This window comes from Salmonella sp. WC3 (assembly GCF_042932255.1).
GTDB classification, from domain to species: Bacteria; Pseudomonadota; Gammaproteobacteria; order Enterobacterales; family Enterobacteriaceae; genus Salmonella; species Salmonella enterica.
Window position 1 is genome coordinate 489,341 of the sequence record NZ_CP170629.1, and the last position, 23,229, is coordinate 512,569.

Annotated in this window: 26 protein-coding genes and 1 pseudogene; 3 read left to right on the top strand and 24 right to left on the bottom strand. The window is 51.3% G+C overall.

All coding sequences use genetic code 11. From position 1 onward, the window contains the following. Positions 1 to 226: 226 nt before the first annotated feature. From ACFK9X_RS02330 to ACFK9X_RS02440, 23 genes are all read right to left on the bottom strand, one after another. Entirely contained in the window at positions 227 to 682 is a 456-nt protein-coding gene (locus tag ACFK9X_RS02330) for a hypothetical protein (protein ID WP_000084337.1), read from the bottom strand. Further along, positions 679 to 1,380, bottom strand: a complete 702-nt coding sequence (locus ACFK9X_RS02335; RefSeq protein WP_151115412.1) for a DUF4376 domain-containing protein — start codon at positions 1,378 to 1,380, stop codon at positions 679 to 681. The genes ACFK9X_RS02330 and ACFK9X_RS02335 overlap by 4 nt, the downstream gene beginning before the upstream one ends. A gap of 2 nt (positions 1,381 to 1,382) precedes the next feature. Further along, positions 1,383 to 2,849 carry a phage tail protein gene (locus ACFK9X_RS02340; protein ID WP_151115414.1) on the bottom strand — a complete coding sequence of 489 codons (1,467 nt, stop codon included), beginning with the start codon at positions 2,847 to 2,849 and terminating at the stop codon, positions 1,383 to 1,385. Between the two features lie 2 nt (positions 2,850 to 2,851). Further along, a complete protein-coding gene (locus ACFK9X_RS02345) occupies positions 2,852 to 3,484 on the bottom strand; it encodes a phage tail protein I (RefSeq protein ID WP_023993553.1) in 633 nt (210 codons plus the stop codon). Continuing rightward, entirely contained in the window at positions 3,477 to 4,592 is a 1,116-nt protein-coding gene (locus ACFK9X_RS02350) for a baseplate J/gp47 family protein (RefSeq protein WP_151115416.1), read from the bottom strand. The genes ACFK9X_RS02345 and ACFK9X_RS02350 overlap by 8 nt, the downstream gene beginning before the upstream one ends. Then, complete coding sequence (locus ACFK9X_RS02355; protein WP_001093501.1) at positions 4,583 to 4,942, bottom strand: GPW/gp25 family protein; 360 nt, start codon at positions 4,940 to 4,942, stop codon at positions 4,583 to 4,585. Before ACFK9X_RS02355 ends, ACFK9X_RS02350 begins: the two co-directional genes overlap by 10 nt. Before the next feature lie 163 nt (positions 4,943 to 5,105). After that, a complete protein-coding gene (locus tag ACFK9X_RS02360) occupies positions 5,106 to 6,653 on the bottom strand; it encodes a DUF6056 family protein (RefSeq protein WP_151115418.1) in 1,548 nt (515 codons plus the stop codon). After that, positions 6,653 to 7,582, bottom strand: coding sequence for a glycosyltransferase family 2 protein (locus ACFK9X_RS02365; protein WP_000703634.1), 930 nt, complete (start codon positions 7,580 to 7,582; stop codon positions 6,653 to 6,655). Before ACFK9X_RS02365 ends, ACFK9X_RS02360 begins: the two co-directional genes overlap by 1 nt. Beyond that, entirely contained in the window at positions 7,579 to 7,941 is a 363-nt protein-coding gene (locus ACFK9X_RS02370) for a GtrA family protein (protein ID WP_000593184.1), read from the bottom strand. The genes ACFK9X_RS02365 and ACFK9X_RS02370 overlap by 4 nt, the downstream gene beginning before the upstream one ends. 327 nt (positions 7,942 to 8,268) lie before the next feature. Then, positions 8,269 to 8,991, bottom strand: coding sequence for a phage baseplate assembly protein V (locus ACFK9X_RS02375; protein WP_000679393.1), 723 nt, complete (start codon positions 8,989 to 8,991; stop codon positions 8,269 to 8,271). A 9-nt stretch (positions 8,992 to 9,000) separates the two neighbouring features. Continuing rightward, positions 9,001 to 10,044, bottom strand: coding sequence for a phage late control D family protein (locus ACFK9X_RS02380; RefSeq protein WP_151115420.1), 1,044 nt, complete (start codon positions 10,042 to 10,044; stop codon positions 9,001 to 9,003). Further along, on the bottom strand, positions 10,032 to 10,241 hold the full coding sequence (locus tag ACFK9X_RS02385) for a tail protein X (RefSeq protein WP_001269716.1): 210 nt from the start codon (positions 10,239 to 10,241) through the stop codon (positions 10,032 to 10,034). Before ACFK9X_RS02385 ends, ACFK9X_RS02380 begins: the two co-directional genes overlap by 13 nt. Then, positions 10,241 to 11,194 carry a phage tail protein gene (locus ACFK9X_RS02390; protein WP_017465891.1) on the bottom strand — a complete coding sequence of 318 codons (954 nt, stop codon included), beginning with the start codon at positions 11,192 to 11,194 and terminating at the stop codon, positions 10,241 to 10,243. The genes ACFK9X_RS02385 and ACFK9X_RS02390 overlap by 1 nt, the downstream gene beginning before the upstream one ends. Beyond that, positions 11,194 to 13,548 carry a phage tail tape measure protein gene (locus ACFK9X_RS02395; protein WP_151115422.1) on the bottom strand — a complete coding sequence of 785 codons (2,355 nt, stop codon included), beginning with the start codon at positions 13,546 to 13,548 and terminating at the stop codon, positions 11,194 to 11,196. Before ACFK9X_RS02395 ends, ACFK9X_RS02390 begins: the two co-directional genes overlap by 1 nt. Positions 13,549 to 13,644: 96 nt before the next feature. Next, positions 13,645 to 13,773 carry a GpE family phage tail protein gene (locus ACFK9X_RS02400; RefSeq protein WP_001185655.1) on the bottom strand — a complete coding sequence of 43 codons (129 nt, stop codon included), beginning with the start codon at positions 13,771 to 13,773 and terminating at the stop codon, positions 13,645 to 13,647. Then, entirely contained in the window at positions 13,733 to 14,050 is a 318-nt protein-coding gene (locus ACFK9X_RS02405) for a phage tail assembly protein (RefSeq protein WP_001003640.1), read from the bottom strand. The genes ACFK9X_RS02400 and ACFK9X_RS02405 overlap by 41 nt, the downstream gene beginning before the upstream one ends. 51 nt (positions 14,051 to 14,101) lie before the next feature. After that, positions 14,102 to 14,626 carry a phage major tail tube protein gene (locus tag ACFK9X_RS02410; RefSeq protein ID WP_000907494.1) on the bottom strand — a complete coding sequence of 175 codons (525 nt, stop codon included), beginning with the start codon at positions 14,624 to 14,626 and terminating at the stop codon, positions 14,102 to 14,104. Next, positions 14,626 to 16,053, bottom strand: coding sequence for a phage tail sheath family protein (locus ACFK9X_RS02415; RefSeq protein WP_151115424.1), 1,428 nt, complete (start codon positions 16,051 to 16,053; stop codon positions 14,626 to 14,628). The genes ACFK9X_RS02410 and ACFK9X_RS02415 overlap by 1 nt, the downstream gene beginning before the upstream one ends. Next, a complete protein-coding gene (locus tag ACFK9X_RS02420; RefSeq protein ID WP_000875314.1) occupies positions 16,043 to 16,240 on the bottom strand; it encodes a hypothetical protein in 198 nt (65 codons plus the stop codon). Before ACFK9X_RS02420 ends, ACFK9X_RS02415 begins: the two co-directional genes overlap by 11 nt. Then, positions 16,237 to 16,692: a Gp37 family protein gene (locus tag ACFK9X_RS02425; protein ID WP_000449433.1), complete on the bottom strand. Its 456-nt coding sequence runs from the start codon at positions 16,690 to 16,692 to the stop codon at positions 16,237 to 16,239. The genes ACFK9X_RS02420 and ACFK9X_RS02425 overlap by 4 nt, the downstream gene beginning before the upstream one ends. 159 nt (positions 16,693 to 16,851) lie before the next feature. Beyond that, positions 16,852 to 17,166, bottom strand: coding sequence for a hypothetical protein (locus ACFK9X_RS02430; RefSeq protein WP_000777267.1), 315 nt, complete (start codon positions 17,164 to 17,166; stop codon positions 16,852 to 16,854). 12 nt (positions 17,167 to 17,178) lie between these two features. Beyond that, complete coding sequence (locus tag ACFK9X_RS02435) at positions 17,179 to 17,784, bottom strand: lytic transglycosylase domain-containing protein (protein WP_079898325.1); 606 nt, start codon at positions 17,782 to 17,784, stop codon at positions 17,179 to 17,181. Positions 17,785 to 17,786: 2 nt separating this feature from the next. Then, positions 17,787 to 18,074, bottom strand: coding sequence for a putative holin (locus ACFK9X_RS02440; RefSeq protein WP_001226439.1), 288 nt, complete (start codon positions 18,072 to 18,074; stop codon positions 17,787 to 17,789). Positions 18,075 to 18,650: 576 nt separating this feature from the next. Between ACFK9X_RS02440 and ACFK9X_RS02445 the strand changes: the two genes are divergently transcribed. Further along, a complete protein-coding gene (locus ACFK9X_RS02445) occupies positions 18,651 to 18,998 on the top strand; it encodes a Mor transcription activator family protein (RefSeq protein WP_000615248.1) in 348 nt (115 codons plus the stop codon). A gap of 130 nt (positions 18,999 to 19,128) precedes the next feature. Here the strand turns inward: ACFK9X_RS02445 and lysC are convergent. Beyond that, a pseudogene (gene lysC, locus ACFK9X_RS02450) lies at positions 19,129 to 20,478 on the bottom strand (lysine-sensitive aspartokinase 3). A 387-nt stretch (positions 20,479 to 20,865) separates the two neighbouring features. Here lysC and pgi point away from each other — a divergent pair. Together pgi and yjbE are read left to right on the top strand one after the other, a co-directional pair. After that, positions 20,866 to 22,515, top strand: a complete 1,650-nt coding sequence (gene pgi / locus ACFK9X_RS02455; protein ID WP_000790027.1) for a glucose-6-phosphate isomerase — start codon at positions 20,866 to 20,868, stop codon at positions 22,513 to 22,515. A 443-nt stretch (positions 22,516 to 22,958) separates the two neighbouring features. Beyond that, positions 22,959 to 23,201: an exopolysaccharide production protein YjbE gene (gene yjbE, locus ACFK9X_RS02460; protein ID WP_001541297.1), complete on the top strand. Its 243-nt coding sequence runs from the start codon at positions 22,959 to 22,961 to the stop codon at positions 23,199 to 23,201. Positions 23,202 to 23,229: the final 28 nt, after the last annotated feature.

The following is a 23,229-nucleotide window of genomic DNA, read 5'->3' on the forward strand; positions in this document are numbered from 1 at the left end:
AAGCAATGTAAGAGTTTGATTTTTTCTTCCTCCAATGAAGAAAGCTAGCTTGTTAAATAAATGTTATTATCGTAGGGGGTTCACATATCAATTGGTAAAAATACTATAAGATGGTTTTTTATAATACTTCATTTGCTATGCAAACTGAACATTTGATGCTAAAAAATAAATAATAAAGGGTATTACTTTAATTCAACATCGCCGGGCTTTATACCCGGCGAGAGATTCAACAATCGTATTGCCAGCTACTGACTAAGGCATAAAGGTGGCTGGGGGAGTAGCGCCAGCTATCGTTTAGTCCGAGAAACTCAGCGCAAAACTCGCTGCAAAACAGTTTATCTTTGCGCTCCCGGTTATACAGCGCGATACCAAGCGCGCCCTGCCAGTCATAGCGTTTGCCGTTGTGTTTGCGGAAAAAGACTTCCACTTCCGGCAACGTGGCCTTTAACGGTAGCTTATCCCACTTATCGTCCGGTAACGGTATTATCTTTCCCCGCACGCCGCGATCGCGAAACGACGCGGAGTAACAGAGGTATTCATTACCGCCGTGTTCTACCGCCAGTTCACAGTGAGAGTAGATACCGCGCGTGACTTTGCGCGTGAGCCAGTCGACAAACCTGGCGATGCCGCGATACTCCGATCGCCCCTTATAGCAAGCGAGCCAGACGGTGGTTTGACTCATGGCTGCCAGCCTGATGAATAGTCGTAGTCGAGCACTTCCTGGATATCCCCCAGCGCTTCTACCGCCGCAATATGCCGCTGCGCGTTGGCAAACAGGTGCATATCGTGATCCATAGTGACGGTTTCAAACTGCGCGGCGATGTCGTTGGTCAGTTCAGTCAAACCGTTATTTTTGGTCTGCCACATTAACCCTGCCGGAATCTGCTTTGTCTGACCCATTCTGGTGAGTGACATTTGCTGAATACGGCTGTTAGCATCGCTGTGGAAATGGTTGCCGTCGATAACGATATAATCGGCGGTAACATCATCACGGTGAGCTTTGATTTGCTGAATTTTGGCTGCTTTAGCATCAGTAATTGAAGGTTGCCATGTTTCACCGTTCCAGCGATCAAATTTGCTCATCGGGGAAATTATAGTGACATTTTCAAAGAGTCCCCCCAGTTCGGTAATATTCACTTGGTGACCGGACTCTTTATCATAAACGATCTGTCCACGATGATCTTCGACTAATTGCCATTCTTCACCAAGCCAAACGGGTGTGAATCCTAGTTTTATTTCTGGAGGCTGTACTTGCGTACAATTACCCGGTAATCCGGTGTTTGGCGCAATATATGCATCGGATTCACCAATGTATTCATTGGTATCCGATGAAAAATTAAAAACGGATAAAACCTGTGGTTCATTTGAAAAAGTAAACATAATTATGCGAGCCTCACGATATAGTTAAACGCGATATTTTTAACGGTGTTTTCTGCATCGCCTGTAGAGTTAATGGTTAGAGTATGGTTATGCGTTCCCAAAGTAATAGAGTGTGTATGTGTACCCATCGTTATCGTATGTGTATGTGAGCCCATCACTACCGCATGTGTATGCGCTCCCATTGTTACAGAGTGATAATGATTACCGGATGAACTTGTTGGAGATGAGGTTGCCGCAGGGCCACCATCTGCAAGGGCAAACTGTGTTCCAATTTTGGAACCTGCCGAATCTTGATGTCCAGCTGCTGTATGTGTATGTGCTCCAGTAGAACTAGTAGACTTTGTTCCATAGTTGAATGATGAAGTTGTTTTCGAACCTAAATCAGCGCCGTTCGTTGTTTTGGTTCCGTGATCGAATAGCGATGATGTTTGAGTTCCAAGATCGGTGAATCCTGTTGTTGCTGTATGTGTATGTGTATGTGATTTAATACTATCCTGCTCTTGAGATAAGATAACACGTCCATTCGCCGATTTACCTTTAATTATCCACCCTCGCATATCAGGAAGTATACCCGAAGGATATACCGTAGCCAGTTTAGGATATATAGTTTTATTAAATGCTTGCCCAGCCATTACTGCATAGCCGGAAGGCACAGAATCTGAAGGCCATGGGATCGGTGCACCAACAGGATATGCCTCAGCACCAAGTGCTTTATCTATTGCTGCCTTTACCGCTTTTGGCGTTGCAGCCAGTACTTCACTGGTACTATCAGTAGCACTACTAAGCTGAACAATTCCTTTTTGCGTCAGCGTGCCGTCCGGAACGCCAGTGATCTGGTTCCAGGTATGCGTTTGATTACGCGCTTCCGCCATTGCCGCTTTCACCGCCTTTGGCGTGGCCGCTTTGGTTTCGTCATCGCTGTCGGTGGCGTTACTGAGCTGCGTAAACCCTTTCTGCGTTAATGTCGCATCCGGGTGATTTGTCGAATGTTCATGCTCGTCCAGCCGGACATCCACATAGTCGCGCGTCGCCAGCACAATGCTCGGATCGACCGTCAGCGTCACCGCCGTGGTGTTGGAGACCTCCATAATCAGGCGGATACAGACCTGCTTGCCGCAGCCGCCGGGCAACAGCGGTTTGTAAGATTCCGGGAATTTGCCGATGGCGATTAGCTCGCCCTCGTCGTCGAACACGCCCACTTCACGCACATACCAGCCGCCAACGTCCTCCGGCAGCACCAGTTCGGCAATCAGCCAGTTGGGATTATTCGGTGCAACGGTCAGCGTATTCATCTCGCCGCGCCAGACTTCGTGGCGTAAATTGGTCTGGCTGGCGGTCGGTTCATAATACTGTCCGCCGCCGTCGCCAACCGCCATCTTTTGCAGATGTAGCTGTTTTTTGTCCGCAAGGGCGCTGGCGATTTTCGCCATTCCCCTGTCGGTCAGGAGGGTATAAAACTCATTATCCATAATTACTCCGGGTAAATAGATGTAATTTCAAGGCTCCATTGCCCTGTACCGAAATAGAACGGTTTAGTTTGTTGAACTTCCAGAACCTGGAAGGGTAAGACGGTCGTTATTTCTCCACCGTAAAGCGCGCTGCCGATAACAGGAATAGCGCTTTGGTTAATTATCCAGACAATTAACGCTTCCAGCTTTGAGCGCACGTTCTTATACTCATGAATAAGATCGACCAGATTATTAAACAGATTTTCATCCATGCCCTGATTGATTAGCTTAATTTCAACCTTGAAGAAATAAGCTTTACCGCCATACTCAAACCATTCGGAAATCGTGCCGGGTAAGGATAATATTTCCAGTACACGGCGAACGGCCCAGGGAGTTCCTTTATATTTATGCAGTTCAATCGCCTGTTTGATTAACTCTCGTTTCTCCTGTTCATTGGCGGCAAATAGCCAGCCCTCCAGCCCCTGAACATGAAACTGTCCGGCCAACGAGGGCAGTGCCGAGGCATCAACGATATCCACCAGATAGACCAGCAACGCCGTCAGGTCGATTTGCGCAAAGCGTTCGGCGGCAATATTTGCCAGAACCGAGAAACGTTCGTCGCTGGCCAGCGGCGGCGGCAGAAGCAGTTTATCCATCGCTGACTCCGGCAATCGTCACGTCAATAGCCGTACATTCCGCCCATTCGTGCGCCTGCAATACCTTTTTCGCGGGCATATCCAGCGCGACGTCGTAAACGCCATCCACTTGTAGCACTTTAATTATCTGGTTTGGCACAATGTCCTGGCCCAGCCGGGTCTGGCGCGAGCGCGTCCATGTATTAATCGCTTCACGCGCGGCGGCAAGCGTCGTCTCCTGATCGGCGGTGGTAAACAGCGTCAACCGGGCGCGGATCTGATAAGCCACGCGCGGAGAACATTTAGCGCTCACCTTATCGGTTAGCGGGCGCTTTTTCTCTTTGCTCACCTCCCGTTCGATCTGGGCAAGAAGCTCCGGCCCCGGCAGACCATTTAGGGTCAGCGGATAGAGTTCCACGCAGCCTTCCGCCAGCCCTTCATCCGGCCCCAGCACCGCCACGTCGATAATCGACTGGCTGACCGAGAGCGTATGGAAGCGATAGGCGCCATAGCTGCCCGCGTTGCTGAAACTTTCCGGCGCTAGCTGGACGCGTTTACGTAGCGCGTCGTCGTTCTCTTCGCCGCAGCCGCCACTTGAGGCCGTCAGATTGGTGACGCTGAGATCGTAATTGCCCACCCGATCCACCAGCGCGCTGATTTGCGCAGGTTGCCAGTTATTGCCGGATTCACCGGTTGCTACACAGGTTGCAGTTACCGCAACGCTCAGGCTGCCCGCAGACAACAGAACATCTTCGTCGGTGGCGAACATCACGCTATCCGACGCGCTGGCGCGGGTACCCTGTGGAATCACCAGGTTACTTTTAGCCGCTGTCGTGACGGAAAACTGTAGCGTGGTTTTCGCCGCCTGAGTGGGCAGACGGTGAACGCCAACCAGCTCGCCTAAATAATCCAGCATCGGCGCGCGGGAATACGCGACCAGGTTTTGCTTCGCTGCCTCCTGGATGGCGATGCGGACAAGGTTTTCACGATAAGCAAACAGGTCAATGAGCAGCCGCTCAGCCTGCGCCGGATAGAGTTTTTTACCGCTGGCTTCTTCATATTGCGCAATCATCTCGCTGGTGATTTGCGCGGGATCGCGGTCAATAAAGTCGGGTTCGGCTATCGCCATAACACCTCCGTTGAGTTGATTACGCCGTCTGCGGCGCGCCATTGCACGCGTAACGTCAGGTGTTCGCCGTCAATCGTCGGCGTCACCTTCAGCAACCGGCAGCGGGGTTCCCACATGCGAATCGCTTCCACCGACTCCCGAACAACGTGCGGAATAGCCCGCTCGATCGGGTAATCGATATAGCGCCACAGATTGCTGCCAAAAAGCGGCCTGTGGGGATCGCTGCCGCGCGGCGTGCGCAGAATGATGTGTATTGCCTGATGAATATCATCCAGCCCGCAGACGTATTCTTCAGGACGTTGCAAGGCAGGTTGCCAGTGCAGGGTCGAGGGTCGTGTTTTCGTGTTCATGAGGCTATTTTCGCCTTCCGGCGGGGGGAGAGATATTAAAGCGCTTTAAGGAAATAATTGATGGCGGGGTCAGAATGTGTTTTGCCCGGCGGCGCTTCTGCGCTTACCGGGCCTGTGTTGATGCACATTTTGTTAAATGGCGAAGATCGCGTTTTACGTAAAGTTAAAATGAAATTGCTGTAATTTCACCTTTGCCTACAGAAGCGTAGTACCAGAATTCATCATTGATTTCTGCGTGCTTCATTTTTTCAACTGGAATCGTTTTCTGCCGTCCATTAACCGAGAGTGTGATCGAACCCGTTAGCTGCTCCCGGCTGATAATAGCGAAATCCCCGCGGGTGTTGCTATAAGCCGTCGTTTCATTGGAAAGGCTGTGCTTCGCTCCATTAGCGATTACAGAATAATCAAAATTGACTTTCTTTTTGAAAATAGCTTGTACATGATAATACTCGCCGTAAACAGCAGGATCATGGAATAAACCAAAATGACCACCGCTATTTTGCAATTTGACGAAATAATAGTCAGGGATGATAAACTCCTGCTTACCTGCCGCTATTTCTTTAGTAATGATTTTTTGTCTTACGATTTCCTGTCCGGCCGTTTTTTTATAACCGTTAAGCATCAATGAATAGGACCAAAGGAATACGATACCACAGAGGACAGTCACGGCAGTTACGCCGACGACTCCAGCCTTAACGCCACTTTTCAACAGGGCGTAAGCGATGAAGGAGATAGCTAAAAGGAAAAACATAAACGTACCGTTCATAACCCGATCGGGGTAGGACGGCGACGCGAACATGATTAAGGAAGTGCCAATACCTATACATACGACTAACGCAGCGCAGATAAGGGACGTTTTATCAATTTTGGCGCGAATCTGCTTATTGAATATGACCAGTAAGACCAGCAATAACAAAACAACATAAGCTATCCAGATCAGCGCCAGATGGTTATGAACGCGTTCTGTTAAGTGAATGAAAATACGTTCAAAAATCGGCCTTCCATACCAGAATTCTTTTCCGCTGGCGCGGATGAAATTGCCCGGAGAAAGTATCAATACGCATGAACCTGCGATTGCACAGAGACTATAAACTATCTTATTGCGCGAAACAGATTTGTTTTGCCATAACTCGTATGCAATGGCCAGAACAGAAATAAGCGAGACGAAAGGTGAGACGCTTTCATTGGAACAGCCTGCCATAAAGCTTAGTAATGCAACCCACGGGCTGATCGCTTTACTGTTTTTTATTGTTATGGTGTAAAAGAAGAACAGCCATGCAACAACGAACAGATTCGTCCACAAATAATTCGCAGCACCAACGATCCAGAAAGTGGTTTGACCCAAATTCGGGTTCGAAATCCAGTAAGTGAAGAATATTAGTGGGAATAATAAGTAGTCGGATTTATTCCAGCGTAATGTGCCTGAGGGTGTCTTCACAATGAAATAACAAAATACCAGTGTCGAAACGGCAGCGCTGATGGAATACACGAGTTGAGAACGTGTATACAGGATGAGTGCGCTGGTGTAATCAGCTATAATCCTGCCACTCCAGGTCATATAATGATGAAAATGTGATTCCGGCGAAATTCCTAAAAGGTAATAGCGGTAATCATCAGAGTGAATGGGGGTATACCATTCAATAAGAAAAATGGCCAAAAAAGCCAGTAGTATCATCGCCGTTTTCGGTAATATCTTGAGCATAGTAATCATTATTCCATCATTGTTTTTTTGTTTTTCACGATATAGCGGGGTCTTTGCTTCACCTCCGTGTAAACGCGTCCGATATATTCACCCATGATGCCTATGCCGATAAGCTGGATGCCGCCTAAGAAGAGAATCGCGGTCATAAGCGAAGGATAACCAGGAACAGGGTTTCCCCACATCAATTTATCAATGATCATCCACATGGCATATATCAGGGAGAGGGCAGAAACGCTCACTCCTATATACGTCCAGATACGCAAAGGGAAAGTAGAAAAACTTGTAATCCCCTCCAGCGCCAGGTTCCAGAGTTTCCAGCCATTAAATTTTGAGCTACCTGCGACACGTTCAGCACGGGCATATTCGACAACATCTGTTTGACCTCCAACCCATGAAAGTATACCTTTCATGAAAAGGTTACGTTCTGGTAATAGCTTGATATTTTCTACAATCTCGCGCGACATCAATCGAAAATCACCGACATTCTCTTCAATCTTTGGCGTACTGATTTTGTTATGCAGCCTGTAGAACCACTCAGCGCTTTTACGCTTCAGGTGGCCATCCGTTGAACGATCGATACGCTTAGCCAGCACCATTTCTGCACCAGCCTGCCATTTATTGATCAAATGTGGGATTACTTCGATGGGATCTTGTAAATCAACATCGATAGGGATCACCACATCTCCGGTCGCGTAATCCAATCCGGCAAAAAGTGCAGGTTCTTTACCAAAATTGCGGGTAAATGAGATCGGAACAACAAGAGGATCGGCAACAGCTAATGCGCTGATGATTGATTCAGTCGCATCGTGACTCCCATCATTAACGAAGATAATCTCAACGTTATAAGGTTTAAGTGAACTGTATTCTCTGACCGTTTTATAGAAAATAGGGATCGCGTCCTCTTCATTAAAGACGGGAACCACTAATGAAATTTTCATTTCTCATTCCTGAAAACAATGAATCTGGAATATAAAAATCCGCAAATAAGGCTAATTGCGGAAAATACAATGAGCGTAAAAATGGGAGGCATAGCACACTTGTCGCCTGTCCATCCCACGACGGCGCTCAGCACGCCCATAAAACCGACGTACAGCAAATAACGTCCGGTTGATACGCTGGCTCCAAAGGTAAACCGGGCGTTAGCGAAAAAACTAAAACTGACAGCGACAGCAAAGCCCGTTACGTTTGCCAAAGCCTGACTTGTTTGAAATCCATAGACGCAAAGGGCAAAGATAGCCCAGTGCAAAGCAGTATTAAGTACGCCTATCGAAACGTACTTTATAAATAATTTTATCATTATAGCAATCAAGAAGTTGTAATTCAGCGAAGTCTACCAGACAAAACTGAGAGGATCATTCCTGAACAGCAGATTTTATGTAAACAGGGCGAAGTTAAAGTAAAAAATAGCGTTAGTTTTCCAATATACATATATGCAATATTTGCAGCGCAAAGTGATTACATTTTCATCGGAAATAGCGCGCGAAAAGGGACTAATCACGTTGCGCTGAAAATAAATATCCTCCAGCAATTTGCCCGGTGGCGCTTTTGCGCTTACCGGGCCGGTGTTTATGCACCTTTTGCAGGCTGGATAAGGCGAAGCCACCATCCAGCAGCAATTTGCAGGTTAGTGGGAGTGGTGGTTAGAGTTGCCGCCGTTGTCCATCAGCGTGCCGCTGGCGTTAACGTTGCCGAGGACATTCACGTTGCCCGTGATAACCGCGCTGTTTCCGACGCCGCCGCTACCGGCCATACCGCCAAGCCAGGTAAGTTTTTTCATCACGGTAACGTCGCCGGTAAAGGTGCTGAGCGGCGCATCGACGGTGACATTCAGCGCTTTAATGCCCGTATGGGGCGCTTCCACGTTGACATCTACCGCCTTGACGCCCACGGAGGTGGCCGCCACGTCTACGGTTTCTGATATCACCGTGACGTGCTGCGCCCTGACCTCTACTTGCGGTGAAGTAAGCTGCGTACGTTCCTTCACTTCAATGACGATTTTTTCTATGCCGCCGTTGACGGTGAGCTGGTGTAACGCACGGTCATATTCAAAGGCCGCGCCGTCGGAAAACTGCACGTAGCGCTTGTCGCGCGAGGCCAGCGGCGCGGTATCCACGCTGGAGTAGACCGCGCCCAGCACCACCCCATCCTCGCCGTTGTCGTCGAGCAAAACCTCCACCTGTTCGCCAATATCCGGCAACCAGTAATCTTTGTTGTCCTGCGTGTTGCGTTGCAGCACCGCAAGCCAGTTACTGCGCAGGTTATCGCACTCCGGTAGAGTGACTCTGACGCGCACGACCGCCTCATCAATATCGCTGATAATGCCCGTCTGGCGGGTAACGCCTTTCATATTGTCTCCTTACTGGCTGGTTGCCGGTCCGCGTGAAATGTCGATTTCGGTAGTGTAGCCGCCGCTACGCGTGAGTTTGTGCATGGATTTATCAATCAGCCACTGCCCGGAAAGTACGCCAAAATCGCTCAGTTCTATCTTATTGCCCGCCGTCAACTGCGGGCAGCCCATCATGCTGAGCGTGCCGGTTTGCTGGTATTCGTTGTGGCTGTCCAGCGCGGCATTGGCTTTAGCCTGCGCCGCGCCGGTATCCGGAGCGCGACTGTTAATCTTCAGGGTATCGGCGCTGGTCGCCGCACCGCGCGCCGGGGCTTTTTCCTGGCTGTCATGGGTGTAGATAACCAGTTCTTTTTGCTTGCTATTTTGATGTTGCACGGTGGCGTTTTTGTAGATCCGGTTGATGGTATCTTTGAACGTGTAGTGCGAAATATCCGTCCACCTGAGCGTCTTCACCGGCGCCAGACAGCGCAGCGTCGGCAGATGCGAAAAGATCAGCTCCGTCGCCGTCACTTTCACGGTATAGCCATATTCACTCGCCAGCCGTTTGAGAAACGCCACATCGGTTTCGGCATATTGCGTGACCCGATCAATCGTCAGCGGCGCAATCTTGCCCGCCAGTGTTAAACCGTGTTTTTGCGCGATGCGACTGGCGATGGCGGAAAGCGTCGTCTCCTCAAAGCCCTGGCTGTTTTTGGTGCGTAGCGCTTTGCTGACCGAGGTGGCGATACCGTCGATATTGACCGTCGAAGGTGGCGCGCTGATATCAATTTTATCAATGATATAGGTTCCGCAATCGAGCAGATCTTCACCCTGGTAGCCCAGGCGCAGCGCCAGCGTGTCGCCTTTTCCCGGATACCATTCGTTTACCCAGCGCCCGGCGCTATCTTCCAGCGCAATGGCAATGACATCCGACTCGTTTTTAATACTGTCGCTGTAACTGATGCTGGTGACATAAGGCGCGATGTCGTAAGTGATCTCTTTATGTCCGTACCAAAGGGTAAAAATGGGCGTCAGGGTGGCGAACACCCCTCCGGATACCGTTATCTCAGCCATGGCGGTAGCTCCGGGGTAGTTTGCGTGACGCTGATAACCGGGATGATCAGCCGCACGCCTGACGGCAAAACCGGCATAATAGCGACGTGCGGATTGGCCGCGATGATGCGTTCGTAGGCCAGCGCATCGCCGTAATAGCGCCAGGCGAGATTATCCCAGCGTTCGCCGTCGGTGGTGACATGTTCAAGGTAGCGCATTACAGACTCCTCGTAATATCAGCGGCGGCAAGCTGGCTCACGTCAGGGGCGCTTGTTTGCAGCGTGCCGCGCGCCTGATTGACCAGCGTCGCGGCGCTGTCGTAAGTCGCTTCCGCGACGCTGCTGGTGATAGCGTCAAACAGCGATTCAGCGTGTTCGATAAGCGTGCCGGCATCGCCCGCGCATTCGCGGATCCCCGGCAGGCTGTCGATCAGTTCCTGCATTTTTGCCGCCAGCGCTTTCGGCAGCCCGGCCAGCGTTTGCAAATCCAGCGGCTGCTGGAACAGCGCGTCTATCGCGCTAATGGTTTTTTTCAGCGAATCGACGATATCGCCGCATTTTTCTTTCAGCGCTTTGGCTTCCTTCACCAGCTCTTTCGCCTGGGCGATCGTTTTTTTGATGTCATCAATGGCGTCGGCCACCTCATCCATCATCTCTTTGGCTTCACGCATACCCTCTTCAACGGCGCTCATCAGTTCATCAAACCAGGAATCGCTAACGTCAGGAAGCTCATCCAACATCTCGTCAATGTTCGGTTCCTGGGTGGTGATGGCCGGAGGCAGCAGCGGGCTCTTCGGATCGCCGGTGTACTCCTGTAGCGACAAACTGCCGCCCTGGGCAATGACGTTACCGTAAGGATCGGTGTGCTGGTGGGTAGCGGTCAGATCGGTAATCACGAACCAGCCGCGATAATCGCCGTTGCCGAACACCAGCGCCATCGCCTGGTGCGCGGTCATGGCTTCCCGCAGACGGTTCAGCTCGGTGGTCGGCTGGCAATACTGACTATGAAAGTTGAATTTCAGGGTGATTTTGTCCAGCTTATCGCCGATAAACTGCACGCCCGGTTTCCCTTCAATACGGGCATGGCTGGTATAATCCACGCCCATCGTGCTTTCAAATTCGTCCCAGTAAGCGACGACGTCAAATTCTATTTCGCCTAATACGGCATACATTATGCGTACTCCCGGCGCCGTTGTTGCGCCATGACATCGTTAATCATTCTCTCCAGCTCGCGTTTACTCAGCGACAGCACGTTGTTGATATCTTTGGCGGCATTCGCGCCGCTTCCCTGCACGGTAACCTGCGGGGAAAAGTGTACCTGCACGTTGCTTTGCGCGCGGGAGGGCAGCGTATAAGGTTTCCCGCCGGATTTGCCGGGAAGCGCGGCTGGCGTCGGCGGCGTGGCGGCGCTTTTCGTCTTCACAGGCTGCGGCGAGGCCATCGTTTTGGCCGAGGTTGTCACCGCTTTCGCTTCCGATGCCAGCGGCGCGCTGGCCTGTTGCGCGACCATTGTTCCGGCAATACCGGGGACGGCGGCGGCGACAGACGGCATTTCAGCGCTGATGCCCAGCGCGCTTTTCGCCCAGTCGGGGATCAGCGCTTTTATCTTCTCAATCGCCCCATTCAGGAAAGGAAGCGCATTCAGAATGCCGTTGATCAGGCTATCGAGAATATTGCCGCCAAATTCGCTGAAGCTGGCGGGGAGTTCAATGCCAAACCAGTCCAGTACGCTGGCGAAGGCGCGGTAAAACAGCCCCAGCGGCGACCAGTCGAGAATTAAACGCGTGACGCCGGCAATGCCTCCGTCAAAGGCGGTTTTGATGCGCTCCCAGACTCCGGCAAAGAAACCGGAAATCGGTTCCCAGTAGCGATAAAGTAAGTATGCGGCGCCTGCGATAGCGGTGATGGTCAGGCCAACAGGGTTCATCAGCAGCGCCCGACCCAGCCAGATAAACGTCTGGCCGACCAGCCGTAGCCCTTTTATCAGGCCGTTTCCCAGCAGCATCGTCAGGCTTTTCGCACCGTTGCCAAACGATTTCAGAACCGACAGCGCGCGACTGCCGCCGCCCAGCGCCAGACCGGCTTTGACCTTCAGGAAGATATCGATCAGGCGAATAAACGGTGACGCAATGAGGTTTGCTCCCAGCCTGAGAATATTCAGCGCCCCGTTGAACAGCCAGATAACGCCAACGACTTTGGCGACCCCTTGCACCAGCGCCGGATTTTCCCGCAGCCAGGCGCTGAACTGCCGCACCAGCGGCGTGATGCTTTGCGCCAGTTCGCCAATGGCGGGCATCAGTTCCAGGCCGACGGTCAGCCACAGATCGTTAAGCGCCAGTTGTAACGCTTTGGTCTGTTCTTTGGGCGATGTCATTTTCGCGGCGAAGTCATCATCAATAAAATTTTGCCCCGCCGCCTGCATTGCGGAGGCTTTTAGCTGGCGATATTCGTCCATATTCGCCAGCATCGGGGCAAGAAAATCCCGCGTTTGCGCATCGCCGAACATCGCGCCGAGGTTAAATTTCTCCGTCATGGCCTGTAGCGCGTCGCCGCGCGCGGAAAGATCCTCAATCTTCATGGTTTGCCTGAAGGTGTCGAGGATCTGCGGGTTCATTTTCTCCAGTTGCATCTGCACGATGTGGGCCATCGCTTCCGTCACGCCGATCCCGTTTTGCTGATGTTCCAGCAGCGATCCCTGAAGATCCACGCCCTGGCGGGCAAACCAACTGTCCGTCTCTTTTGAGAAGGTAGATTTCAGGAAATGGTCGAAATTCGCTGCCGCCGCGCCTGCGTCAGGGGCGTTTTTCATGGCGATTTGCATCGTTGCGGTCAGTTCCGCAATGCCTTCCCTCCCCTGAGTGCCGGTTTTTCCGGCAAAGGCGTTAATCCACTGGGTTTGTTCTGCAACGGAGCCGCCGCCGCTTTTTGCCACGCTGTACAGCATATTTTGCGCAAAACGGAAGTCGTCAGGGGCGATGTTCAGTTTGTCGCGAGTGGCCAGAGCCGCCTGTGCCCAGTTTTGCGCGCTGTCGCGGGAGGCGGTCGCGGCTTTGGCGATATCGGGCATGTAGCGGCTAAGATCCTGCAATGCGCTAACGCCGCCTTCGATCATCGTGGCGGCGGTGCTTTGCTGATCTTTTTGATCCTGGTTGAAATCAAGGCTCCAGTCGCGGATATTCAGGCTCAGGGCGTCCCGCGCGGTGTTATCCATGCCGCCTTTCGCCGCCATATCGACCATGTTGCCCTGAAATTCGTAAGGCAGCTTCCAGTCGGGAGTCTCAATGTTCAGGAGCTTGCCGAGCTGTCCGGCGAACGTTTGTGTTTTTTCCAGCAACCCGACGCGCTGTTTATCGTTCTCTTCCCGGCGAAGGGCAGAGTTAGCGAGCTGTTGCGTAAGCCGGGTGATTTTTGTTTGCTCAAAGCTGAGCGTGTGCAGCGTGCTGGCGTTGAGTGAGCCGTAACGGGCTATTGCCTGCGTCAACGTCTCATTACGCGCCTGAAGCTGAGTAATAATGTCGTTGGCCAAAATAGTGTCTCGTATAAGTTGCCCGGTAACAGGCTGCTTGCCGGAAAAAGGACAGGGAAGGAGTGAACCGGGCTTGGGTCAGGAAACCCGCAGGCATTAAGCCTGCGAGTCGTATTCGTGTTTAATTTGCGCGCTGGCTTCGTCCAGCCAGCGGGTAAAATCGTCAACCGACAGCGCGTCAATTTCACTGGGCGGAAAGCGAAACCACCTCGCCAGCAGCGCCATTGCCTGCCACAGTTGCTGTGGGTTCTGTAGCCATGCTAAGCATGGCCTGAAATCGTTTCTGCAATGCCTGATAGTCCAGCAGATCCATTTCCGCCAGATCTTCGGTTACCAGCCCGGTCATAGCCGCCATCAGCGGCTCATCCCACTCTTCCGGTTTATCGCTGGCGCGTCGCGCGGCGCGCATATCTTTTACCTTCAGGCGACGTAATTGCAGAACGTCGATACGTTCCCCGGCGGCGGAGGTAAACGGGAATTGCAGGGTATATTTTTCGTTCATGGTGTAGTCCTTATTCGTCGTGTTAAATTCGGGGCCGTAGCCCCGAAGTAATTAACCGCCAATATTATTGCGGTAGGCATTTAATTGATCCGCGCCATTTACGCGGAAAATATTCGCCAGATAATCCAGTTCAAGAAGCGTTTCACCGTCAACCACCTGTTTAATATAAGTGCAGCCGAAGGCGCTGCTGAATTCCGGGTTTTCATTCTGTTTAAACGTTCCCAGCGGGTTCTTTTTAAACATTACGGTCATATGCGTCACCAGCGCTAACTGATCCGCTTTACCCTGCGAGTTATAACAATCGATACTGGAGCGGCACTGCAATGCCACCGCCTGCCACGGGTTTGCCGTTTTACGCATGACGTCGTGGTAAAACGAGTTCCATTTAATTTCACCTTCCAGTTTGTCAAAACCGGCAGGCAGTTCAATTTTACCGACCATCCCCAGCGCTTTATGCTCCTGCATAATCATGCTGATATCAGGCAGTTTAATTTCACTCGCGCGACCTAAAAGATTATTACCATCAAGATAAATATTGGCGTTGGTAATACGGTTAATTTGAATTTTTCCAGCCATTAGCGATTGCTCTCCAGAGAAACTAAATATTCAGAGGTAATTTCGGTTTCAAACGTCAGACATTCCAGCGGCGGCGGCGGAGTGAATTTGTAGCTCAGCAACAGATGCCCGGCTGCCAGTTCAGTCTGTTCGTTACGCGCCGGGTCGTACCAGCATTCAAAACCCAACAGCGCGCCGTCGGCAATCAGCTTGCGGCCCCAGGTGTTCACCGATTCGGTTAGCGCGTCGATCAGCGCCTGATTAATCGGCATATCCATATACTGCTGGCTGAAATAGCGAATGGATTCGTTAATCACATCACCAGTACGGCGCACGTTCTCAAAGTTACGCATATGAGTAACCGTCGGCCAGGCGGCGGTACGGTTACCCCACAGGCGCAAACCGGAGCCATAGCTGTTGAAGACGGTGGTGATGCCGTTTTCATTCAGTTGATTCACTTCGCTTTGCGGATCGTCGATCATCGCTGACAGCGAGCGCTCTACGCCGGTAATGCTCTGAATCTCCTGGTTTGAGTTGCTCCACCAGAAGCCTTTTTCCAGATCCACTTTGGCACGCAGGCCAGCGGCGCGGGAGGAGAGCGGCTCCAGGACTTCGCTGTTCGTCGCGCTGTCGTACACTTTAACGTGCGGATAGCACAGACGCGCGCGATCGGAACTGGTATTGAAGTTAATCGCCCCCTGCGGGCCGCGCCCTGCCAGAACCTGCTGGAAAGTCGTGCCGATGGGCGCATCAAGGTAGGTAATGGCTCCCAGCGCTTCTGCCTGAGCGATAAGCTTAACGGCGACCGAGTTTTGCGTACAAAAGACCGGCGCAATCAGGATCTTTGCGTAAAAACCAAACTGGTTCCAGGTGTCCTGTAACAGCTTCATGCCGGTACGGTCACCCGCGGTGTTTACCGCGCCAATAATATCGGCGGCAGTCACTTTGGTGGGGTCCGCGTAAGTATAATTTACATAGGCCTGAACGCCGGGTTTCAGGTTGGTCCCCATGCAGGTGATTTTACCGGTCAGCATATCAATGGTGTAATCGGTGCCTTTGATATAAGCGTTTCCGGCGTTCGTGCTGCGGCCAATGTTCATCGTTTGCACGGCCCCGTGCTTGAGTTGAATCTGACCGTTGTCATCAACCTTCACGGTTTCACTGGGAATGGTACTTTTGTGTACCGCCGGATTCAGCACGTTAATCACCACGACCGTCCCCGCGCCGTGATCGTAGATCGCCTTCAGCGCCTGCGGGATGGTGAAATTTGCCAGGCCTGGGCCAAACTGCGCCGCGTCGCTTTCAGAAAGGCACAGCGTCGGCTGGTTAACCGGGCCGCATGGCGCGGTGCCGATCAGACCAATAACCGCAGATTTAACCGCCTTAACCGGACGTGGGCCGGTTTCGATCTCAATGGTCTCTACACCGTGCAGGTAATTAGCTGCCATGGACAATTTCCTCTTCGTTAGTTTCTACTTCTTGCGTAACCACTGGCACCAGGTGACGGCGGGCAATCATGGTGATTACCCACTCGTTATCTTCCGGCAGCGAGATTTCGCTATTGGGCCACAGTAAGACTTCCTGACCGTCGGCGAGCGTGACGCCGCTTGCCGGGCCACTGTAGATATATTTCATTGAATTTCCTCATAATTAACGATTGTCAGCAGGGGGGAGTCCTTGCTTTCCTGTTCCGCGATAAACAGGGTGCTGGCGGTCATATCCAGGGCGTAACGGCAGAAGTTTGCGGCGTCGCCGATATATTTTTCGCTTTCCAGCCAGAGCGGACGATCACAGTCGGGAAGTTCAATGCCCCCCAACGAGCGACGTAGACGATCCAGCGCGTTTATCGCGTCACTTATTTGCGGAACAATAACGGTGGCGGAAATCCGGATTAGTTGTTTTTGTACCGTGGCATCCGTATTTTCTGGTTCGGCAAAAACCGAACCGCAGTAGTGAATTAATACCGTTACCTGCTGTCCTGTTGGGATATATACTTTCGCATCGGTTGATGAAATATGTATATCCATATCAGGGTTTAATTCACGTAGTCTATTCGCCACGGTATGTATAACAGATAATGTTTCCATATACGGTTTTCCTTGATTTACCGGGAGAGATAATATTCTCTCTTCGTTATCGTTCAGACGTATTTTGATGTATCAGGCATCAGGCGTCTTTTAATCTCCTTTAGAGAAAAAAGTTAAAACAAATAAAAAATCCCCGGCGTATAAACGACGGGGATTTGTTTAATGGTTACCTCGTTGAATCAGTTCTATTTTGCTATATAGCGCATCCAGTTTTGCTTCCAGAACGGCCTGGCCGCGAAGATAGTCGTCTCTGCGGACATAATGCAGCGGTAAATCGGCGCGGAACTCCAGAAATTCTCTTTCGAGCCTGGACCAGCCTATTTCTGATTCGCGTCGGGCAGCTTCCAGTGCTTCAAAACGTTCATTCAGCCGTTTTTCAATTTGCGCCAGCAGCAATTTACCGGCAGCAAACATTAATCCAACAAACGAAAGTAAGAGGGAGATGACTTCCCAAAAATCGATACTGAGTTTCATTACTCCCTCTGATTAATGAATGCAGCTAGCCTGCCCCCATTGCAAATAACGGGGAGCATGTTGGTATAAAATCGCTTTGGGGTAGTGACGATTCTCTCGCCAGTTTGCGGCGCTGCGCCCGGCGTTAACGCGTTCTACATGTTCAAACCAGATGGATGCATCCAACCCCTTTGCGGCGGCCAGCTTTTTATCTCTGTTCACCCAGCCTTGCCCGCCGTTATAGGCGCTCAGAGTGAAAGCCATTCGCTGGCAGCTATTTTTTGCTAACACGCTTTTCCACAACTGGCGGTCATACTGTACCAGCGCGCGTATCGCCCAGGCGGGATTAAACGGCTTGTTCTCGCGAAGCGCTGGGTACAACTGGCTTACCCATTTTGCCGTTGCAGGCATAAATTGCGCCATACCCTGCGCGCCAGCCGGAGAAAGCGCGTCAGGCGCCCAGCCGGATTCCTGATGTAGTTGCCCGGCAAAATCAGCAACGGGGGCGTTAAGCCCCCAGATTTCGCGCGCGGTACGAATCACTTCGTTGCGCCATTGCAGAGAAGCGCGCGGCGGTTCGGCAGCGTCGGCAGACAAGAAAGACATAGCGCAGACCAGGCATACGTATTGATAACGCATCGTTACAGCCCCAGCGCGACGGCAAGGCAAATTGCCGCAACGATGATCGCGCGACGAATCATCGCCGCGGCGCAGCACAGCGATTCTTCCCAAGGGCAAAAGGAGTCGGGACGCGCCCAGGGGAAAAGACTACGGTCGAGCCAGTAACCCAGCACCGCTGATAACGAAACCAGACTGAGTTTATAGATGACGACCGGAATTTGCGCTGATGATGTCCAGCCGATAAGCGCAAACAGTACGACAGAGGCAATCAGCCAGCCGGAAAGTCGGGGAACAATAATTTTTCGCATACTCTATCTCCTGATAATTGAGAGAGAAGTATCGCTTTTCCCCATAGTGGAAGAACGAAAAGGGCTTTAATAAATAACTTTAAAAAATGTTTAGCGCATGGTGTCAAATGCCAACAAATAAACGAATAAATAAAGCCTTCGAGGCAGTGGGTAGAGGTTGCCTGCGGAGAGTCAGTATGTGTCTGTGACAGGCTACGATGGCGGTATTGCTGCGTCATAATAATCTTTGATTAAAATTATCTTATTGATTTTTAAAGTCAGTTTAAAAATTCACGCGATCGTGAGGAAAGCGATCTTTTTGATCGAACGCAGAAAAAAATGCAAAAAATTAACTGTATATACATACAGTATTGTGTGAAATGATGACATCAGTGAAGGCTTACTTCACCTATAAAATAAATACATATTATAAATTGAAAGCGATATATACATTCTTTTAATTTATAATTAAATGCCGTTGATAGTAAATATTTATATATATTTTGAATATATTGATAGGTAGTTATTGCACCGTTTTTTACGCTTCCCTTTTTGGTGCCGTCACGGGAAGCATGGTGCTGGATATGGAGATAAAATATGATTCAGAAATCAAAAGAAATGGTTCGGCTTCCGGAGATTATTAACGATCTGGCGTTTCATGCGTCGCAGGTACTTATTGAAAGCATGAATATTGATAGCGCGTCAGCCGAAAATGCCGGTCAGGCAATTGCTGACAGAATGATGCGCAACTGGGGCGGGCAAAGCATTTATTTCCCCAAAGGTATCTCTGGCCGGGCCTCGGAACGGGATTATCAGATTTACAGCGAGTGCGATGGGCGTAATTATGCGGAGCTGGCCAAAAAGTACAATTTAACACTGCAGTGGATCTATAAAATCGTTAAGCGGGTCCACACGGAAAAACAGCACCAGCGGCGTATGCTGTAAGCGATATCGGGTATGGCGTATAGCGACAAGCGCTATACGCCGGGAGCAGCGACAGGCCGGATAAGGCGTTTGCGTCGCCATCCGGCAGCGTATTGCCTGATAGCGCTCACCCGCTGTCGTGTCAGGGCGATTATTCAAATAAGTTCTGATGTAGCTTTTGCACCACTTTCTCGGCATCGTCTCCCGGCACGAGGAAGCACAGATTGTGGCTGGAGGCGCCGTAACAAATCATGCGAATGTTGAACGGTTCCAGGACGCCAAACACTTCTTTACCAACACCGCAGGCTTTTGACAGGTTGTTGCCAATCAGCGCGACCAGCGCCAGTCCTTCTTCGACTTCGACCCGACACAGCGCGGAAAGCTCCATCAATAAGGATTGGGTCAGTAACGTATCGCCCGTGGAGGTGGAGCCGGTAGTATCCAGCGTCAGCGCAACGCTCACCTCCGAAGTGGTAATCAGATCTACCGAAATATTATGCCGCGCCAGAATGCCGAACACCTCTGCTAGGAAACCTCGTGAGTGCAGCATATTCAGGCTGTGCAGCGTCAATAGCGTTTGATTGCGGCGCAGCGCCAGCGCGCGGAACAGCGGCGGGTTTTGGGTTTTATTGCACACCAGCGTACCGCCCGCTTGCGGATCTTTACTGGAGCCAACGAAGACCGGGATATCGCTGCGCACGGCCGGGAGTAAGGTGGCTGGATGCAGTACTTTTGCGCCGAAGGTTGCCATCTCCGCCGCTTCTTCAAAGTCGATTTCATCAATTCGCTGCGCGACGGGCACCACGCGCGGGTCGGTGGTGTAAATACCGGGCACATCTGTCCAGATATCAACCCGCGCGGCGTGGAGCGCTTCAGCCAGCAACGCTGCCGTATAGTCGCTGCCGCCGCGGCCTAATGTCGTGGTGCGGCCTTTGCTTTCACTGCCGATAAAGCCCTGAGTAATGACCAACGTTTCGCTCAGGCGCGGGAGCAACTGCTGCGCGGCCAGTTCCGCAAGCGCTGCGACGTCCGGTTCCGCACGACCAAAGCGATCGCTGGTACGCATCACTTTGCGCACGTCGAACCAGTGGGCCTGTACGTCGCGTTCACGCAGGATCTCAACAAATAGCAGGGTAGACATCAGCTCGCCGTGGCTGACCAGTTCATCGGTCAGGGCTGCCGATGTCGCCAGCGATGCCGCCTCCGCCAGAATAGTGATGTTTTCCAGCAGGCGTTCAATCTATTCGCGAATGACATTTGGATGACGCAGACGATCAAGGATATCGAACTGGATTTTACGGATGGCGTCGAGCGTAGCGAAACGTTCGCCGGGCTCCATCCCTTCGGCCAGCGCCACCAGCAGATTAGTGATGCCGGCAGACGCGGAAAGCACGACTAAACGAACATTGGCGTCGGAAAGTACGATATCCGCGCTACGGTTCATGGCGTCAAAATCGGCGACGCTGGTACCGCCAAATTTGGAAACAACGATCTCTGTCATATCAACCTCGTGTCAGGAAATGAAAAACGCGACCATGGCACAAGGGCAGAACAGAAACCGGTGCAGGCGCAAATGCAAGTAACGTATTTATAAATAAAAGCTGTGGCCTGGACTGTCAACGTTGGGATTATGCGGATTTTTTATGCTGAGTTTAGGCTCAGTAACAGCGCTTATAACCCCGATACCCGTTTGTAGTATGTTGGCTTATCTATGCGCCCGGCGACTCACCCATTTGCCGCCTTTCTGCACCTCGAATTATTTAGGGTATATACTTTTTATCCTCATTCGACAGTGCCTGGGGCAACGGCACTAAAACAATCACACTTTTCTGTGACTGGCGTTACAATCGATCCCAGTCACAATTCTCAAATCAGAAGAGTATTGCTAATGAAAAACATCAATCCAACGCAGACTTCTGCCTGGCAGGCGCTCCAGAAACACTACGATGAAATGAAAGACGTTACGATCGCTGAGCTTTTCGCGAACGATAGCGACCGTTTCGCTAAATTTTCCGCGACGTTTGACGATCTGATGCTGGTGGATTTCTCCAAAAACCGCATCACCGAAGAGACGCTGGCAAAATTACAGGATCTGGCGAAAGAGACCGATCTGGCCGGCGCGATTAAATCCATGTTCTCCGGCGAGAAGATCAACCGCACCGAAGACCGCGCCGTGCTGCACGTGGCGCTGCGTAACCGTAGCAATACGCCGATCATCGTGGACGGCAAAGATGTGATGCCGGAAGTGAACGCCGTACTTGAGAAGATGAAAACTTTCTCGCAAGCGATTATCTCCGGTCAGTGGAAAGGCTACACCGGTAAGGCCATCACCGACGTGGTGAACATCGGTATCGGCGGTTCCGACCTCGGCCCGTTCATGGTGACCGAAGCGCTGCGTCCGTATAAAAACCATCTGAACATGCACTTCGTCTCTAACGTCGATGGCACGCACATCGCTGAAGTGCTGAAGAAAGTGAACCCTGAAACCACGCTGTTCCTGGTCGCGTCGAAAACTTTCACCACCCAGGAAACCATGACCAACGCCCACAGCGCGCGCGACTGGTTCCTGAAAACTGCAGGCGATGAAAAACACGTGGCGAAACACTTTGCTGCGCTCTCCACCAACGCCAAAGCGGTCGGCGAATTTGGTATCGACACGGCCAATATGTTCGAGTTCTGGGACTGGGTCGGCGGTCGTTACTCGCTGTGGTCTGCCATCGGGCTGTCCATTATTCTGTCCGTCGGTTTCGACAACTTTGTCGAGCTGCTTTCCGGCGCGCACGCGATGGACAAGCATTTCTCCACCACTCCGGCGGAGAAAAACCTACCCATTCTGCTGGCGTTGATTGGCATCTGGTACAACAATTTCTTCGGCGCGGAAACCGAAGCCATTCTGCCGTACGACCAGTATATGCACCGTTTCGCCGCCTACTTCCAGCAGGGCAACATGGAATCCAACGGTAAATACGTTGACCGTAACGGCAACGCCGTGGATTACCAGACAGGCCCAATTATCTGGGGCGAACCAGGCACCAACGGTCAGCACGCGTTTTATCAATTGATTCATCAGGGTACTAAAATGGTGCCGTGTGACTTTATCGCCCCGGCTATCACCCATAACCCGCTATCCGATCATCATCAGAAGCTGCTGTCTAACTTCTTTGCGCAGACCGAAGCGCTGGCGTTTGGTAAATCCCGCGAGGTGGTTGAGCAGGAATATCGCGATCAGGGTAAAGATCCGGCGCAGCTTGAACACGTTGTGCCATTCAAAGTGTTTGAAGGCAACCGCCCGACCAACTCTATCCTGCTGCGCGAAATTACGCCGTTCAGCCTGGGCGCGCTGATTGCGCTGTATGAGCATAAAATCTTTACGCAGGGCGCCATCCTGAACATCTTTACTTTCGACCAGTGGGGCGTTGAGTTGGGTAAACAGTTGGCTAACCGTATTCTGCCGGAGCTGGGCGATGATAAAGCTATTTCGTCCCATGATAGCTCTACCAACGGTCTGATTAACCGTTATAAAGCCTGGCGCGCCTGATGGCGCTGCGCTTATCCGGTCTACGTAATGCATAGCGTCTGTGGGCCGGATAAGGCGTTTCGCCGCCATCCGGCAAAAAGAGAATAAGATAATAAAAAGGCCGATATTCACATCGGCTTTTTTTATAAGATAATTCCGCTTGTCCGTCTTTATCCCCACAATTTTATATTGAGCTTAATCCTAAAATAAGCAATAACCAGAAAATCACTCTGCATTATTTTCAGATTATACGGATGCTGATGTCTTTTAGTTTAATTTTAACTTATTGATTTTATTTGTTTGTTAATTAAATAATGTAGGCGTTACTTCTTTAAAGTTTAATTATCCTAAAACTTCGCTGTTATTTCTCCCGGACATAATCCGCCTGCTTTGGTTGTGTATACTCGGTAGCGCCCGAAATTCTTTTGGGTAAATCTCCATTCATTCAATGAAGGGAAATTATGATGAAAAAAGTACTGTATGGCATTTTTGCCATAACCGCGCTTGCGGCGACATCTGTCTCGGCAGCCCCTGTTCAGGTGGGTGAAGCGGCAGGGTCGGCAGCGACGTCGGTATCGGCGGGAAGCTCCTCCGCCACCAGCGTTAGCACCGTAAGTTCGGCGGTGGGCGTCGCGTTAGCGGCAACCGGCGGCGGCGATGGTTCCAATACCGGAACCACGACCACCACGACCACCAGTACCCAGTAGTATCGGTACGTTTAACCATAACCACACT

Coding starts and splice junctions, on each gene's coding strand:
- ACFK9X_RS02330 (WP_000084337.1), bottom strand. CDS start 682: ATGAGTCAAACCACCGTCTGGCTCGCTTGCTATAAGGGGCGATCGGAG.
- ACFK9X_RS02335 (WP_151115412.1), bottom strand. CDS start 1,380: ATGTTTACTTTTTCAAATGAACCACAGGTTTTATCCGTTTTTAATTTT.
- ACFK9X_RS02340 (WP_151115414.1), bottom strand. CDS start 2,849: ATGGATAATGAGTTTTATACCCTCCTGACCGACAGGGGAATGGCGAAA.
- ACFK9X_RS02345 (WP_023993553.1), bottom strand. CDS start 3,484: ATGGATAAACTGCTTCTGCCGCCGCCGCTGGCCAGCGACGAACGTTTC.
- ACFK9X_RS02350 (WP_151115416.1), bottom strand. CDS start 4,592: ATGGCGATAGCCGAACCCGACTTTATTGACCGCGATCCCGCGCAAATC.
- ACFK9X_RS02355 (WP_001093501.1), bottom strand. CDS start 4,942: ATGAACACGAAAACACGACCCTCGACCCTGCACTGGCAACCTGCCTTG.
- ACFK9X_RS02360 (WP_151115418.1), bottom strand. CDS start 6,653: ATGATTACTATGCTCAAGATATTACCGAAAACGGCGATGATACTACTG.
- ACFK9X_RS02365 (WP_000703634.1), bottom strand. CDS start 7,582: ATGAAAATTTCATTAGTGGTTCCCGTCTTTAATGAAGAGGACGCGATC.
- ACFK9X_RS02370 (WP_000593184.1), bottom strand. CDS start 7,941: ATGATAAAATTATTTATAAAGTACGTTTCGATAGGCGTACTTAATACT.
- ACFK9X_RS02375 (WP_000679393.1), bottom strand. CDS start 8,991: ATGAAAGGCGTTACCCGCCAGACGGGCATTATCAGCGATATTGATGAG.
- ACFK9X_RS02380 (WP_151115420.1), bottom strand. CDS start 10,044: ATGGCTGAGATAACGGTATCCGGAGGGGTGTTCGCCACCCTGACGCCC.
- ACFK9X_RS02385 (WP_001269716.1), bottom strand. CDS start 10,241: ATGCGCTACCTTGAACATGTCACCACCGACGGCGAACGCTGGGATAAT.
- ACFK9X_RS02390 (WP_017465891.1), bottom strand. CDS start 11,194: ATGTATGCCGTATTAGGCGAAATAGAATTTGACGTCGTCGCTTACTGG.
- ACFK9X_RS02400 (WP_001185655.1), bottom strand. CDS start 13,773: ATGGCGCTGCTGGCGAGGTGGTTTCGCTTTCCGCCCAGTGAAATTGAC.
- ACFK9X_RS02405 (WP_001003640.1), bottom strand. CDS start 14,050: ATGAACGAAAAATATACCCTGCAATTCCCGTTTACCTCCGCCGCCGGG.
- ACFK9X_RS02410 (WP_000907494.1), bottom strand. CDS start 14,626: ATGGCTGGAAAAATTCAAATTAACCGTATTACCAACGCCAATATTTAT.
- ACFK9X_RS02415 (WP_151115424.1), bottom strand. CDS start 16,053: ATGGCAGCTAATTACCTGCACGGTGTAGAGACCATTGAGATCGAAACC.
- ACFK9X_RS02420 (WP_000875314.1), bottom strand. CDS start 16,240: ATGAAATATATCTACAGTGGCCCGGCAAGCGGCGTCACGCTCGCCGAC.
- ACFK9X_RS02425 (WP_000449433.1), bottom strand. CDS start 16,692: ATGGAAACATTATCTGTTATACATACCGTGGCGAATAGACTACGTGAA.
- ACFK9X_RS02430 (WP_000777267.1), bottom strand. CDS start 17,166: ATGAAACTCAGTATCGATTTTTGGGAAGTCATCTCCCTCTTACTTTCG.
- ACFK9X_RS02435 (WP_079898325.1), bottom strand. CDS start 17,784: ATGCGTTATCAATACGTATGCCTGGTCTGCGCTATGTCTTTCTTGTCT.
- ACFK9X_RS02440 (WP_001226439.1), bottom strand. CDS start 18,074: ATGCGAAAAATTATTGTTCCCCGACTTTCCGGCTGGCTGATTGCCTCT.
- ACFK9X_RS02445 (WP_000615248.1), top strand. CDS start 18,651: ATGATTCAGAAATCAAAAGAAATGGTTCGGCTTCCGGAGATTATTAAC.
- pgi (WP_000790027.1), top strand. CDS start 20,866: ATGAAAAACATCAATCCAACGCAGACTTCTGCCTGGCAGGCGCTCCAG.
- yjbE (WP_001541297.1), top strand. CDS start 22,959: ATGAAAAAAGTACTGTATGGCATTTTTGCCATAACCGCGCTTGCGGCG.